This window comes from Arenibacter palladensis, from assembly GCF_900129275.1.
Classification (GTDB): domain Bacteria; phylum Bacteroidota; class Bacteroidia; order Flavobacteriales; family Flavobacteriaceae; genus Arenibacter; species Arenibacter palladensis.
In genome coordinates, this window is record NZ_FQUX01000002.1 from 592,141 (window position 1) to 607,136 (window position 14,996).

At 41.1% G+C, this 14,996-nt stretch carries 10 protein-coding genes; 5 read left to right on the forward strand and 5 right to left on the reverse strand.

The window, feature by feature from the left end; translation table 11 throughout:
* Positions 1–75: 75 nt before the first annotated feature.
* The 4 genes from BUA60_RS08525 to BUA60_RS08540 form a co-directional block, all read right to left on the reverse strand.
* Complete coding sequence (locus tag BUA60_RS08525; protein ID WP_072861323.1) at positions 76–708, reverse strand: DUF937 domain-containing protein; 633 nt, start codon at positions 706–708, stop codon at positions 76–78.
* 84 nt (positions 709–792) lie between these two features.
* Positions 793–1,743 (reverse strand): D-2-hydroxyacid dehydrogenase, encoded by a 951-nt coding sequence (locus tag BUA60_RS08530; RefSeq protein WP_072861324.1) that lies wholly within the window; start codon positions 1,741–1,743, stop codon positions 793–795.
* Positions 1,744–1,894: 151 nt separating this feature from the next.
* The gene (gene serC / locus BUA60_RS08535; RefSeq protein ID WP_072861325.1) at positions 1,895–2,959 is read right to left on the reverse strand and encodes a 3-phosphoserine/phosphohydroxythreonine transaminase; all 1,065 of its coding nucleotides are present in this window, start codon (positions 2,957–2,959) and stop codon (positions 1,895–1,897) included.
* 215 nt (positions 2,960–3,174) lie between these two features.
* The gene (locus BUA60_RS08540) at positions 3,175–4,236 is read right to left on the reverse strand and encodes an acyl-CoA reductase (protein WP_072861326.1); all 1,062 of its coding nucleotides are present in this window, start codon (positions 4,234–4,236) and stop codon (positions 3,175–3,177) included.
* An 86-nt stretch (positions 4,237–4,322) separates the two neighbouring features.
* Between BUA60_RS08540 and BUA60_RS08545 the strand changes: the two genes are divergently transcribed.
* A complete protein-coding gene (locus BUA60_RS08545) occupies positions 4,323–4,673 on the forward strand; it encodes a 4Fe-4S dicluster domain-containing protein (RefSeq protein WP_072861327.1) in 351 nt (116 codons plus the stop codon).
* A gap of 169 nt (positions 4,674–4,842) precedes the next feature.
* On the opposite strand, the gene BUA60_RS08550 is transcribed toward BUA60_RS08545, so the two are convergent.
* On the reverse strand, positions 4,843–7,518 hold the full coding sequence (locus tag BUA60_RS08550; RefSeq protein WP_072861328.1) for a TonB-dependent receptor: 2,676 nt from the start codon (positions 7,516–7,518) through the stop codon (positions 4,843–4,845).
* Between the two features lie 171 nt (positions 7,519–7,689).
* Between BUA60_RS08550 and ychF the strand changes: the two genes are divergently transcribed.
* From ychF to BUA60_RS08570, 4 genes are all read left to right on the forward strand, one after another.
* Positions 7,690–8,784: a redox-regulated ATPase YchF gene (gene ychF / locus BUA60_RS08555; RefSeq protein ID WP_072861329.1), complete on the forward strand. Its 1,095-nt coding sequence runs from the start codon at positions 7,690–7,692 to the stop codon at positions 8,782–8,784.
* Between the two features lie 320 nt (positions 8,785–9,104).
* Positions 9,105–10,967 (forward strand): DNA topoisomerase IV subunit B, encoded by a 1,863-nt coding sequence (locus BUA60_RS08560; protein WP_072861330.1) that lies wholly within the window; start codon positions 9,105–9,107, stop codon positions 10,965–10,967.
* 45 nt (positions 10,968–11,012) lie between these two features.
* Positions 11,013–13,688, forward strand: coding sequence for a DNA gyrase/topoisomerase IV subunit A (locus tag BUA60_RS08565; RefSeq protein WP_072861331.1), 2,676 nt, complete (start codon positions 11,013–11,015; stop codon positions 13,686–13,688).
* A 134-nt stretch (positions 13,689–13,822) separates the two neighbouring features.
* Complete coding sequence (locus tag BUA60_RS08570; protein ID WP_072861332.1) at positions 13,823–14,779, forward strand: sterol desaturase family protein; 957 nt, start codon at positions 13,823–13,825, stop codon at positions 14,777–14,779.
* The last annotated feature ends 217 nt before the right edge of the window (positions 14,780–14,996 follow it).

Consider the following 14,996-nt stretch of genomic DNA (forward strand, 5'->3'; position numbering starts at 1 on the left):
TCCAATTCCTACCTATAAGATACAAAAAAAGCCATTTATGTTACAAATGGCTTTCCTTATATTATGTTAAAACTATTACTTACCAAAAAGTCCGCCGAGCAAACCTCCCAATCCACTTTTCTTTTTGCTTGTTCCCATAACCATACCAGCAACATCGTCCAGTACACTGCCATCGCCGTCCGCATCCAACAAAGTTGTAATTAAGCTCTGATTCTGTTCTGGTTGTCCGCCAAGCATACTGCCCAACAAGCTATTTAACCCATTGGCATCATTTACATTGCTTTGTGCCTTTTGTTTGCCCAAGTAGGCCATTACCAAAGGTGCAGCAATTTTAAGGATTTGGGCAACCGTCCCTGCATCCAATCCAGATTTCTGACTTAGGGCATTCTCAACATTGGCCTGTTTTCCTCCAAAAACATGGCCTAAAATACCGGCACCATCATTTATAACGGATTGATCCACACCACCACCAAACAAACCACCAAGATTATCCAACAGTCCACCATCATGTTTGGAAGAAAGGGCGTTCATTAGACCTTCAGCCCCTTTTGGGGAAGAAACGTTCTTCTTCATGGCACCCAATAAAAGTGGCATAGCCATGCTCAACACGTCTGCCGTTTTGTTTTCCGGTTGTCCAGTTTGGCTTGCAACCCCGCTAATTAATTGTTTGCCCATTGGGCTACTTAAAAGATCCAATAATCCTGACATTTTTATTAGTGTTATAATTAATATTTATTATGCCTTAATATACAAAAAAGTGTTTGAACAGATCGATTTTTTTCCGCGACCACATTATTTATAAAGATCAATGATCTGTGTGGCCAGTTCCATTCCTATCCTATCCTGGGCCTCTTCGGTTGCCGCACCAATATGTGGACTAAGGGAAATATCCGGATGCATTAAAATCCTTAGTTCCGGAATGGGTTCGGATTCATAGACATCCAAACCTGCAAAGGCCACTTTCCCACTTTCCAAAGCATCAACCAGGGCCACCTCATCCAAAATACCCCCACGGGCAGCGTTTACAATGCCAACACCGTCTTTCATTAAACCAAATTCCCTTTGACCTATAATATAGGATTTTTGGGCAGGAACGTGGAGGCTAATAAAATCAGCCGTTTTCAATAAGTTTTCCAGGGGCGTGCTTCTAAGATCAAAAGAAATTGATCGGTTATCAAAAAAGGGAACGGTCACAGTGGCCTCATCCAAAAAAGGGTCGGTAAAAATAACCTTCATACCAATCCCCAAAGCTATTCTGGCAGTTGCCACTCCAATTCTTCCAAACCCTATAATTCCCAAAGTCTTACCTCGCAGTTCAATTCCCTTGGCATAGGCATTTTTAAGTTTCTTAAAATTACTATCTCCTTCCAATGGCATATTTCTGTTGGCATCGTGCAAGAATCTTACTCCACTGAACAAATGGGCAAAAACCAATTCGGCCACAGAGGAAGATGAGGCTTCCGGGGTATTGATGACATGTATGCCTTTGGATTTGGCATATTCCACATCTATATTGTCCATTCCCACGCCACCCCGGCCAATAATTTTCAAGGCAGGGCAACCATCTATAACATCTTTAAAAACTTTAGTGGAGCTTCTGACCAGCAGCACTGAAACCTTATTTTGATTAATGTAAGATATAAGCTGTTCTTGTGCCACATTCACCGCCAAAACCTCAAAACCGGCATTTTCCAGGGTCTGTTTGCCACTTTTTGATATTCCGTCGTTTGCTAAAATTTTCATGCTAAATATTAATTATTATACTTTAAAGTTAGAATTGGAACATAACTGATCCATCCAGTTTATTTAAGGAATATTTTGTTGTATTGCATTGTTATTGGTGTAGGCAAAATGCCGTTCCACAACAACAGGCCCAAGCCCCACAACTGAACTTTTAGGCTTTTCGCTCCAATTCGCTCATAACATCTACCAAGGTTCCCACACTCTCCAAAGGAAGGGCATTGTACATGGAAGCCCTATATCCTCCAACGGAACGATGTCCGTTTATCCCGCTTATTCCAGCCTCCTTGCACATTCCTTCAAATACATCCTTCAGCTTTTCCTCTGCCAAGGTAAAGGTTGCGTTCATATTGGAACGGTCTTCTTTATGGGCATAGCCGTTGAACAACGGATTCAAATCTATCTCCGAATACAATAGCTGGGCTTTCTTTTCATTTACCTCTTCAATAGCAGCGATTCCTCCCAACTTTTGGAGCCACTCCAGCGTAAGCATGGATACATAAACTGGAAATACAGCAGGGGTATTGAACATACTTTCCTTCTCTATATGCACCTTATAATCCAACATAGACGGTATTTTTCGGCTTACCCTGCCTAGGATTTCCTCTTTCACCACTACTAGAGTGGTCCCGGCGGGACCCATATTTTTTTGGGCACCTGCATAAATTAGGTCGAATTGTGAAAAATCCAATTGTCTGGAAAATATATCGGAACTCATATCACATACCAAAGTAGCTTCCGTTTTTGGAAATTTCTTTATCTGTGTTCCAAAAATGGTATTATTGGAAGTAAGATGCAGGTAGTCCAAGTCGCTTGGAATAGAATAACCCTTGGGGATATAGCTAAAATTCTCATCTTTGGATGAACCCACTTCAATGACCTCTCCAAAAAGCTTAGCTTCCTTTAGCGCTTTATCGGCCCAGGTACCAGTATTAAGATATCCGGCCTTCTTTTCCAATAAATTATAGGCTACCATTAAAAACTCCATGCTAGCACCGCCTTGTAGGAACAAAGCTTGATAGCCTTTGCCTTCCAAATCCAACAGCTCCAGGGCCAAGGATCTGGCTTTATCCATTACAGCGACAAAATCCTTACTTCTATGTGAAATTTCGATTAGGGAAAGTCCCAATCCATTAAAATCCAACACGGCCTCAGAAGCTTTTATGATTACTTCCTGTGGCAGGATACAAGGTCCGGCACTAAAATTATGTTTCTTCATTTATCACTAATTAGGGTTATTCAAAGATTGCATTGCATCTCCGAGAGGTTAAAAAAATATTGCAATTTCCAAGTAGCAAGGAACTTAATTATTTTCATCCATTGTTCGTACTACACCGGTTATTGGGTTATTTTTAATTTTGGTTACACTTTTTTCAAAGGATAAAGGTCATAAATATTTTAGGAAATAGGGTAGTGGCTAGCTAAATTATTGTATTATGTTTTCAACAAAAAATCAACAGTATCAATATTATCCGCATAATCCGTTAAAGATGGTTTTTGGGTTTGTCCAAATGCCACCTCATCTTCTATAAATCCTTTGGCCACGAAACATTGAATCCTATCCTTTTCATTGGTCAGCCTAATTTTTAATTCCTCCGGGGATTCATAGAACTCGTAAAAAACGGTCGCAATGGGCGAAGCATAATTTTTATCCTCCTTCAGCATAAGGAAACCATTTTCCAAAATTTTATATAAACTCATTAGGTACACGGCCTTGTTATAGTCATAATTGTTGGCGTACTTATGTTGTTCAATAATGGTATTATAAGGGTAAAGGGCCTTAAACAGTGCATCAAAATTATAATTTACCGGAACAAATAATTTGGAAACACTTCTGCAGCCCAATCCGTAATACCTAAAAATATCCTCGCCCAGTGCGGCCAACTCATCATTGGTTTCATTCCCGCTAAGGATGGCCACCGAATTCCTATTTCTCCTAATGATATTAGGTTTTTTTCCAAAATAATGTTCAAAATAGCGAGACGTATTGTCGCTTCCCGTGGCAATAACGGCATCAAAATTTTCCAGTTTACCTTCTGAAAAAGAAATTTGATCTTTTAAAGAAGGCACCAATTCAATTAAATATTGAGCAATAAAAGGCAATAAAATTTTATCGTTGGAGGATAGTTTCACCAAGACTTTGTTTCCTGTTATCAGAGCACTTAGGAAGTCATGGAAACCTACCAAAGGGATATTTCCCGCCATGATCAGGGCTACGGTCTTAGGCTTGTTTTTATTCAAATCATAGGAGGATAACCAATTTTCAAGTTGTGAAGGGGTAAGTAAATCTGCCCAACTTTCTAAACTAAATAAAATATTTTCTGGAGTAAACCAGCCATTTCTATGTCCGGCCAGTATAAGTATTTCATCGAATTTTACAAACCATGCATACTGAATATCATCTATTTGAGTTTTGTTTTTAGCATATTTGCAGTATTCTTTAAAAAAACTACCAAGTTTAACAAAAGCATTAAGTCTATGTCTAAGGTCAGTCATTATATTTGTAAAAGATTTTATTAGGCTTTACCTTTGTACAAAAGTATTGATACTGAAATTAAATCAGCATAAAAGAAATATAAAATATGGCAATTATAATAACAGATGAGTGCATAAATTGTGGAGCTTGCGAACCTGAATGCCCAAATACTGCAATTTATGAAGGTGCGGATGATTGGCGCTATAGCGACGGAACCCTTTTAAAAGGTGATGTTGTGCTGCCCAACGGGAAGGCCGTTAATGCGGACGAATCCCAGGAGCCGGTAAGCGACGAGATATATTTTATTGTTCCAGATAAGTGTACGGAATGTAAAGGATTCCATGACGAGCCACAGTGTGCCGCCGTGTGTCCAGTAGATTGCTGTGTACCTGATGACAGCCACGTTGAGACAGAAGAAGAGCTTTTGGGCAAACAACGTTTTATGCATCCTGAATAGATCCTATTTTAGGACATATGGGCATTTCCAAATTTTAGTATCATTGGAGGTGCTTTAATTTTTCCAACTATTTTATGGCTTCCCTAGTTACAGATAGGGTACTTGTCCATGTTTAAATATAAAAAAAGGCTGCTATTATGCAGCCTTTTTCAATTTGAATTTAAATCCTTTAAAATGTAAACCCTATTTTGGCGTAGTAATAGGCTCCACCAAAGCCCATTTGCACGGAGTCCCAATAACCTCCTCCTTCTACCCAGTCGTCCTGTTGGTCTGGGTAAACATTAAATAGGTTATTGACACCTACATTTAATTTAAGACCTTCACACAATTGATATCCAAAGACCAGATCGGTTACCAGTCTGGCGCCGTAGGTATCCGTTGCCTGATTGATCTGGTCCTCAAAACTGTCATAATCGGAGGTAGGCTCATACATTTGGTAATCCAACAACTCCACCTTACTGAAATGGGTAAAGGCCAGGCCTGCATCAAACTTGTCCCTATTGTAATTCATATTTAGAGTGAATTTGCTTTTTGGGGCCGAAGCCAAGAGAAACCCCTTATCCCTTTCCCCAAAAAAGGTTTCCGCATCCAGACTGCCATTATTAACCTTGTCTATTTTCATATCATTAATATTGCCTGTAAAAGTGGCAGATAACCTATTGTCGTCAAAACTCCTCTTCCAAGCCAGAACTATATCCAAACCTGTGGTCTTGGTATCCACACCATTTACAAAGAATTGTGCCGCCTCTACATTGGGAATTTGGGGTGCATCAAAATTACCAGTGAGCACTATACGATCGTCCACCTTAATATAATAACCGTCAACAGTTGCTGTAAAATCACCAAAAGTTGCCGTAAATCCAAGGCCAGCATTAAGGGCCTTTTCCTCCGTTAACTGATCTATCCCAAAGGAAGCTGTTACAGGACTGTTATTGGGAGACAACAAGGATTCCAAGGCCGCCCCACCAACAAAATTGGTAAACTGTAGATTATAATATTTTTGGGCCAAGGAAGGAGCTCTAAAGCCCGTACTTACAGAACCTCTTATGTTAACATTGTCCGATGCCTTTAACCTTGCCGCCAATTTTCCGTTTAGGGTGCTTCCGAAATCGCTAAAATTTTCGAATCGCGCTGCGGCACTCAATAGAAAGGTCTCAGAGAGATCAAACTCCCCATCCGCATATAGGGAAAAGTTGCTCCTACTTCTATCCACTTCGTTCTTGGGACTGTATCCAGGAAAACCTTGGGAGCCTCCCGGACGGGGATCACCCGAATCCGGATCGATGGGCTGGGTTTGGTTGGCCGGATCCGTAATTAAAAGACCATTAACGTCATAAGTACCCCAAGATCCCTCCTCGCCAGCAAAAATGATAAAATTTTCCGTTCTATATTCGGCACCAAAAGCCAAGTTCATACCTTCCAGAACATCTTCATAATACTTGGAAAAATCCAAATTCACGGTATTTTGTGTAAGGCTGTGCCCTCCTGCATCAAAATCGGTGGGGGATACATCTTCCAAAGAAGCGTTAAGGGTTCCTTTTATGTAATAATGAAAATTATTCTTGCCATAAGTATTGCTAATATCCAGTTTCCAGCCATTTTCCAATTCCGTTCTAAAACCTGCCGAAAAGGAATTATCAATGATATTGGACGTAATCCTAGGGGTAAACCCATTGGGATAGATGGAAGGAATTACCCTATTTCCTCCATTTCTTGTAAAGGCATAGGCATCCGTATCCCTATAGTTCCTCCCTCCAAACGCATATAATTCCGAATCATCGGATAAGGGAACCGAGGCATTCAACATTAAATTAAAACCGTCAATGGCTGCCTCCCCGAAACCCCTCCTAAAATCGAACCCAGGTCTTAAGGTCTTGTTCTTGCTGATATATTCTGTTGTAACATTTACAAAACCACCATCATTGCCTATAGCGGCACCAAAATTAACTCCCGCTTTTAGAGAACCCCCGTCAAAACTCTTGTCACTTCCAATGGCATTTCCATCCCTTTCCGTATCCAAGCGGTTACCATCGGTATTGGGTGTACCCGCAGGAAAATCGCCTTGCGCATTGGTGCTATATGCACCATAATTCACAAAGCCCGAAACCTTATTGGTCTGATCTTTTAAAACAATATTGATGACCCCAGCAATGGCATCCGAACCGTATTGGGCAGCGGCTCCATCGCGCAATATTTCTATTCGCTTAATGGCCGATGATGGAATAGCGTTCAGATCGGTACCTGTATTGCCGCGCCCCCTAGTTCCGAAGATATTGATCAAAGAGGATTGATGCCTTCGTTTTCCATTGATAAGTACCAAGGTCTGATCGGGACCCAGTCCTCTCAGGGTAGCGGGATCTATATGGTCGGCACCATCTGAGCCTGATTGTTTATTGGCGTTGAAAGAAGGGGCCGCATATTGTAATAGCTCATTTACTTCTACCCGGCCAGTTTGGGTGGAAACCTCCGCAATATCAATAACATCTACCGGTACCGCAGTATCGGTAGAAGTACGTTTAGGGCTTCTGGAACCCACTAACTGCACCTCGTCCAGCATCATTCCACCGGATAAGGTAACATTAACAACTGATTTTCCGGAGACCATCTCCTCCTTGGTATCATATCCAATATAACTAAAGACAAGGGTAGCATTTTCCATGACCGAAATTTGATAATTTCCATCGAAATCGGTGGTTGTGCCGTTGGTAGTACCTTTTTCCACAATGTTTACCCCAACCAAGGGTTCGCCACTGTCATCCGTTATGTTACCGGATACCGAATTTTGGGCAAATGCCAAGATAAAATTGCCCAGCATAAATGCCGTAAAAAGGAAGATTTTTTTCATATTAATGGTTTTAAGTGTTTCAACTTCTAATTTAGGTATTTTATTTTTACATAATTAAGATTGTCATTGTATGTTCTTAAATGCACATAAATAGTATCTTTGCAGCTGTTTTAAAAAAAGGCTGGGAAATAGACTTAAAATTATGTTTCCCGTTTAATATAGATCTCGACCATGAAAGCAGGTATTGTAGGATTGCCAAATGTAGGAAAGTCCACTCTTTTTAATTGTTTGTCCAACGCTAAGGCCCAAAGTGCCAATTTTCCTTTTTGTACCATTGAACCCAATATTGGAGTGGTCAATGTACCGGATACACGATTACAAAAATTGGAGGAACTGGTAAACCCTGAAAGAGTTTTACCTGCCACTGTAGAGATCGTAGATATCGCGGGATTGGTAAAGGGAGCCAGCAAGGGCGAAGGCCTTGGCAACCAATTTTTAGGTAATATTCGCGAGACAGATGCTATTTTGCATGTACTGCGCTGTTTTGATAACGAGAACATTGTGCACGTGGATGGTTCCGTAAATCCGGTCAGGGACAAAGAGACCATCGATATAGAACTTCAATTAAAGGATTTGGAGACCGTGGACAAAAAACTTGAAAAAGTAAAGCGTGCGGCCAAGACTGGAAACAAGGAAGCCCAAAAAGAAGAGGCTGTTTTATTGAAGATAAAACAGGGCCTTGAAACAGGCACCTCTGTACGTGCCTTGGATATTAACAAGGAAGATCGTGCGGAATTTGTTAGGCCTTTACAATTCATTACGGATAAGCCGGTAATGTATGTCTGCAATGTGGATGAAGACGCAGCTACCACAGGCAATGCATACGTGGAGCAAGTTAAGGCAGCTGTTGCCAATGAAAATGCTGAGGTAATCTTTTTGGCCGTAGGGACCGAAGCCGATATTACGGAATTGGAGAGTTACGAGGAACGACAAATGTTCTTGGAAGATTTGGGCCTTACCGAACCTGGTTCTGCCAAATTGATAAGGGGAGCTTATAAACTATTGGATCTGGAGACCTATTTTACCGCTGGGGTGAAAGAAGTTAGAGCTTGGACCATTCCTGTGGGCGCTACGGCACCACAAGCTGCAGGGGTAATACATACCGATTTTGAAAAGGGGTTTATTCGGGCAGAAGTTATTGCTTACAACGATTTTGTTTCCTATGGTAGTGAAGCCAAGGTCAAGGAAGCAGGAAAAATGCGGGTAGAAGGAAAGGAATACATTGTTAAGGATGGGGATGTAATGCATTTTAGGTTTAACGTATAAGAAACAATACAGTTTTAAGCCAAAATATACGGAACCTTAAAAAGTCCTCTTTAAGGTAGCAGGGCATTTTTTAGCCCTATATCCATTAGACTCCTTTAAGCAGGGCAATTATTGATATGCTTTGGTGCTGCCCCAAAGAATCAATAAATTTTTATACTTTTGCCATTGCTATTCTTCTTATAGTTAAGAATTTAGTATACAAACAACCCCTTACTATCAACAAATCGTTGGTTTCCTTTGTTAATTACTTTAACGCTTAGGGGTTTCATCTTTTTATAACACTTGCTATATTAGCAACACTTTGGATAAAGCCCTAGACCATGTCAGATAACGCCCAATACACAGAAGACAACATTCGCTCATTAGATTGGAAAGAACATATCCGGATGCGTCCAGGAATGTACATTGGCAAATTGGGCGATGGATCCTCTGCCGATGACGGTATCTACATCCTCCTAAAAGAGGTTATAGACAACTGTATAGATGAGTTTGTAATGGGGGCAGGTAAGACCATAGACATCGTTATAAAGGATAATATGGTCAATGTGAGGGATTATGGCCGGGGTATACCTTTGGGAAAGGTTGTGGACGTTGTATCCAAAATGAACACCGGTGGTAAGTACGACTCAAGGGCCTTTAAAAAATCTGTTGGCCTTAACGGGGTTGGTACCAAGGCCGTAAACGCTCTATCGAGCTTTTTCAAAGTGGAGTCCTCTAGGGATAATATGCTGAAAACCGCAGAATTTCAACAAGGAAACCTTGTAGCGGAAGTAGGCCCGGAAGACACCTCAAAGAGAAAAGGAACCAAGGTATCCTTTACTCCGGACGAAATTATCTTTAAAAAATACAAGTACAGGAACGAGTATGTGGAACGCATGCTCAAAAATTATGTATACCTCAATCCCGGTCTCACCATAATATACAATGGGGAGAAATTCCATTCCGAAAACGGATTAAAGGACCTTTTGGAGGACAATAACAATATTGAGGACATGACTTACCCAATTATACACCTAAAGGGTAACGATATAGAAATTGCATTAACACACAGCAAAACGCAATATAGCGAAGAATACCATTCTTTTGTCAATGGACAAAACACCACCCAGGGCGGAACACATCAAACAGCATTCAGGGAAGCCATAGTAAAAACCGTAAGGGAGTTCTACGGCAAAAATTATGATCCATCCGATGTTAGAAAATCAATTATTTCCGCTATAGCCATTAAGGTAATGGAACCGGTTTTTGAGAGTCAGACCAAGACCAAATTGGGCTCTACGGACATGGGAGGCGACCTACCAACGGTGCGAACCTATATCAACGATTTTGTTGGGACCCAGCTCAACAATTACTTGCATAAAAACCCGGATACTGCAGAAAAGCTCCAGCGCAAAATTATGCAGGCAGAGCGGGAGCGAAAGGAACTCTCCGGGATTAGAAAATTGGCCAAGGACAGAGCCAAGAAAGCCAGCCTGCACAATAAGAAATTAAGGGACTGCAGGGTACACTTGGCAGATTCCAAAAACGATCGTTGCCTGGAAAGCACCTTATTTATCACGGAGGGGGATTCAGCTTCGGGTTCCATAACAAAATCAAGGGACGTAAACACCCAAGCCGTATTCAGCTTAAGGGGTAAGCCTTTGAACTCCTATGGCATGTCCAAAAAAATTGTGTACGAAAACGAGGAGTTCAACCTTTTACAGGCTGCCTTGAACATAGAGGAATCCATGGAGGATTTAAGGTACAATAAAATAGTAATTGCTACGGATGCCGATGTGGATGGTATGCACATTCGACTATTATTGATAACTTTCTTTCTACAATTTTTCCCGGAACTCATAAAGGAAAATCACCTATATATACTTCAGACACCACTGTTCAGGGTTCGTAACAAAAAGGACACCTATTACTGTTACAGCCATGAGGAGAAATTACAGGCCATTGAAAAGTTAACGGGGAAACCCGAAATAACCCGATTTAAGGGATTGGGCGAAATCTCACCGGATGAGTTTCAACATTTTATTGGCGAAGACATTAGATTGGAACCGGTAATGCTGGACAAAGCAATGTCCATAGAAAACCTTTTGGAGTTTTACATGGGCAAAAACACCCCTGACCGTCAGGAATTTATAATAAACAACCTTAAAGTAGAGGTAGACCTAGTAGAGGAAAACCAATTATAAACCTGCCTGCCGGCAGGCGGGCCAAACTAATACGAATCTTTCTTTATGGAAGAGAATGAAGAACTGAACGAAGTACCTAAAGAAAATCAAGAAGATACCCAGGATACCCTTACCAAGGTTACGGGGATGTACAAAGACTGGTTTTTAGATTACGCTTCCTATGTTATTTTGGAGCGTGCAGTACCCGCAATAGAGGACGGATTCAAACCCGTTCAGCGAAGGATAATGCACGCCTTAAAGGAATTGGATGACGGCCGATACAACAAAGTAGCCAATGTTGTGGGACATACCATGCAGTACCACCCTCACGGTGATGCTAGTATAGCGGATGCCATGGTGCAAATTGGCCAAAAAGACCTTTTGATAGACACCCAAGGTAACTGGGGAAACATATTGACCGGCGATAGTGCCGCCGCATCCCGTTATATTGAGGCCCGTTTAACCAAGTTTGCCCTTGAAGTCGTATTTAGCCCCAAAATCACTGAATGGCAGCTCTCTTACGACGGAAGAAAAAAAGAACCGGTAAATCTCCCTGTTAAATTCCCGCTTTTACTGGCGCAGGGCGCAGAAGGCATCGCGGTGGGACTCTCCACAAAGGTGCTTCCACACAATTTTATTGAGCTTATAGATGCTTCCATAAAACATCTTAAAGGACAAAAATTTACCATTTACCCAGACTTCCCTACCTCCGGTATCATTGACGTCAGCAATTACAATGACGGATTAAGAGGAGGCAAGATCAGGGTTAGAGCGAAGATACAGCAATTAGACAAGAACACGTTGGTAATCAGGGAAATACCATATGGTACCAACACCTCTTCTTTAATAGATTCCATCCTAAAAGCCAACGAAAAAGGGAAGATAAAAATTAAAAAAATTGAGGACAATACCGCTGCAGAAGTAGAAATATTGGTGCACCTACCATCAGGATTGTCACCAGACAAAACCATAGATGCCCTTTATGCATTTACCTCCTGCGAATCTTCCATATCCCCATTGGGCTGTATCATCGAAGACAACAAACCACTCTTTATTGGAGTGACCGAAATGTTGCAGCGCTCTACGGATTACACCGTAGAACTATTAAAGGCCGAATTGGAAATACAATTGGGAGAACTTGAGGAACAATGGCATTTTGCTTCCCTTGAGCGTATCTTTATTGAAAATAGGATTTATCGGGACATTGAGGAAGAAGAGACCTGGGAGGGAGTCATAGCTGCCATAGACAAAGGCCTTGCTCCACACACAACCCATTTAAAAAGAAAAGTCACCGAAGATGATATTGTTCGTTTGACCGAAATTAGGATCAAAAGGATCTCCAAGTTCGATTTGGACAAGGCCCAACAATATCTAGATAGTCTTGAAGAAAAGATTGCCGAAGTAAAACATCATTTGGCTAACCTGATCGACTTTGCCATCAGCTATTTCAAATCCCTAAAGGAAAAATACGGAAAGGGCCGGGAAAGAAAATCGGAAATCCGAATTTTTGATGACATTGAAGCTACCAAAGTAGTTATAAGAAACACAAAATTATACGTAAACCGCGAAGAGGGATTTGTTGGAACATCCTTAAAACGTGATGAATACGTAACCGATTGTAGTGATATTGATGATATTATCGTTTTCACCAAAGAAGGGAAAATGATGATTGCCAAGGTGGATTCCAAAATCTTTATAGGCAAGAATATTATTCACGTGGCCGTATTCAAGAAAAAAGACAAACGGACCATCTACAACATGATCTATAAAGACGGGAAGGGTGGTGCCAGCTATATTAAGCGATTTAACGTAACAGGGGTTACCCGGGACAAGCCGTACGACCTTACCAACGGCAAACCCCAATCCGAAGTCCTTTATTTTTCCGCCAACCCCAATGGGGAGGCCGAAGTAATCACCGTCCACTTAAGACAAGTAGGCAGCATTAAAAAACTGAAGTGGGACATAGATTTCGCCGATGTACTAATAAAAGGAAGAGCCTCCAAAGGAAATATCGTCACCAAATATTCCGTAAAGCGAATAGAGTTAAAAGAAAAAGGAGTTTCCACCCTAAAGCCGAGAAAAATATGGTTCGACGAAATAGTCAGACGACTCAATGTTGATGGCCGCGGAGAACTGCTTGGGGAATTCAAGGGGGATGAAATGCTATTGGTCGTCACCCAAAAAGGGGTGGCAAAAACTTTTATCCCCAACCTATCCACCCATTTCGATGAAGACATGGTTGTTTTGGAAAAATGGAACCCCAACAAACCATTGTCCGCCATTTACTATGAAGGGGAAAAAGACCGCTACTACGTAAAACGCTTTATGATAGAGAACGAAAACAAGGAGGAATTGTTTATTTCAGAACACCCAAAATCGTTCCTGGAACTCGTTTCTACAGATTGGCGACCAGTAGTGGAAATTGAATTTTCAAAACCAAGAGGTAAAGACGCAAAACCTAATCAAGTTATTGATTTAGAAGATTTTATATCGATTAAAGGAATAAAAGCTTTAGGCAATCAACTAACTTCGGACAAGGTGAAAAATATAAACGCCCTAGAACCACTTCCCTTTGAAGAACCCCAAGAAAACGAAACCAGTGAGATTGAGGTTGTAGACGAAGAAAACATAGAGGCTGATCAAAAATCTGATTCCTCAAATAGCGGCACAAGTACAGAGGAATCCAAGAAAGGAAAAAAACCGAATAAAGAGGATGACGACGGACAGACAGCTCTTTTCTAGGACTTTACAAGGGTATCTGCTTTATAATAAAAAAGCTGGCACCCCTTTTAATTATATTAATTAATGGTTAATTGGGATAATTCCTAAAGGAAATACCCTAATATTAGCCTATATTTGCACAAATTGATTTTTTTATGGATTTTACCAACCCCCTGGTATACGGAGTTCCTTGTTTTATAGCTTTCATTTTATTGGAACTTACTTATAGCAAGACACATGGCGACGATCATTTATATGATTGGAAAGATTTGGCCGCAAGCGGATTTATGGGTGTTGGATCGGCCATAATTGCACCTTTGATCAAGGTGATATCCGCCATTGTAATATTTGAATTTACCTATGATCTATTCAACCCCATTACCGATGGGGTCAGGACCAATATTCTTGGATATGAATCTTTCGGATACGCTTGGTACGTTTGGCTTCTTTGCCAGCTAGCGGACGATTTTACGTACTACTGGTTCCACAGGGCCAATCATGAGGTGCGTATTTTATGGGCCGCCCACATAGTACACCATTCCTCTGACAACTTTAATTTAGGGACAGCCGTTCGTAACGGGTGGTTCACCATTTTATACAAGCCCCTCTTTTACATGTGGCTCCCCGCCATTGGCTTTCCACCAGAAATGGTCGTTGTATGCTTAGGAATCGAAGCTTTATGGCAATTTCAACTACACTCTGTATACATCCCAAAGATGGGATTCATTGAAAAAATATTCAACACCCACACCATGCACCAAGTGCATCACGCCCAAAATGTGGAATATCTGGATAAAAACCACGGTGGTTTCTTAAATATTTTTGATAAAATGTTCGGAACTTGGAAGGAGCTTGATGACGATATTGATGTCAAGTATGGGGTTATTCACGCACCCAACTCCCACAATCCCGTAGTTATCCTAACACACGAGTTTAAGGATATTTACAATGATGTAAAGAAATCGAAGAAATTATCGCATGCCCTGATGTATATTTTTGGCCCCCCAGGATGGAGTCCGGACGGGAGCACGCTTACCGTGAAACAACAACAGCGACTATTTAAGAAACAAAAGAGCTCAAATCCAGAAGTAGCCTTTAGTCGACCCAATTAGCACATTCCATCATTTCAAACAAACTTCGTTCGTTCTTTAGGTCAATGATTTCACAATTGATTTAAAGAACAAACCTTAAAGCCCATGACCCAAAAAACCCGAGCTAGAGAACTATCGGTGCGATACCTTGCAGAGGAACAATAACTTCTGGACAACATTATGGCCTTCTTGCAACGCCTATAGAATTACCACAAGTCAATACATACGTCCACCACAA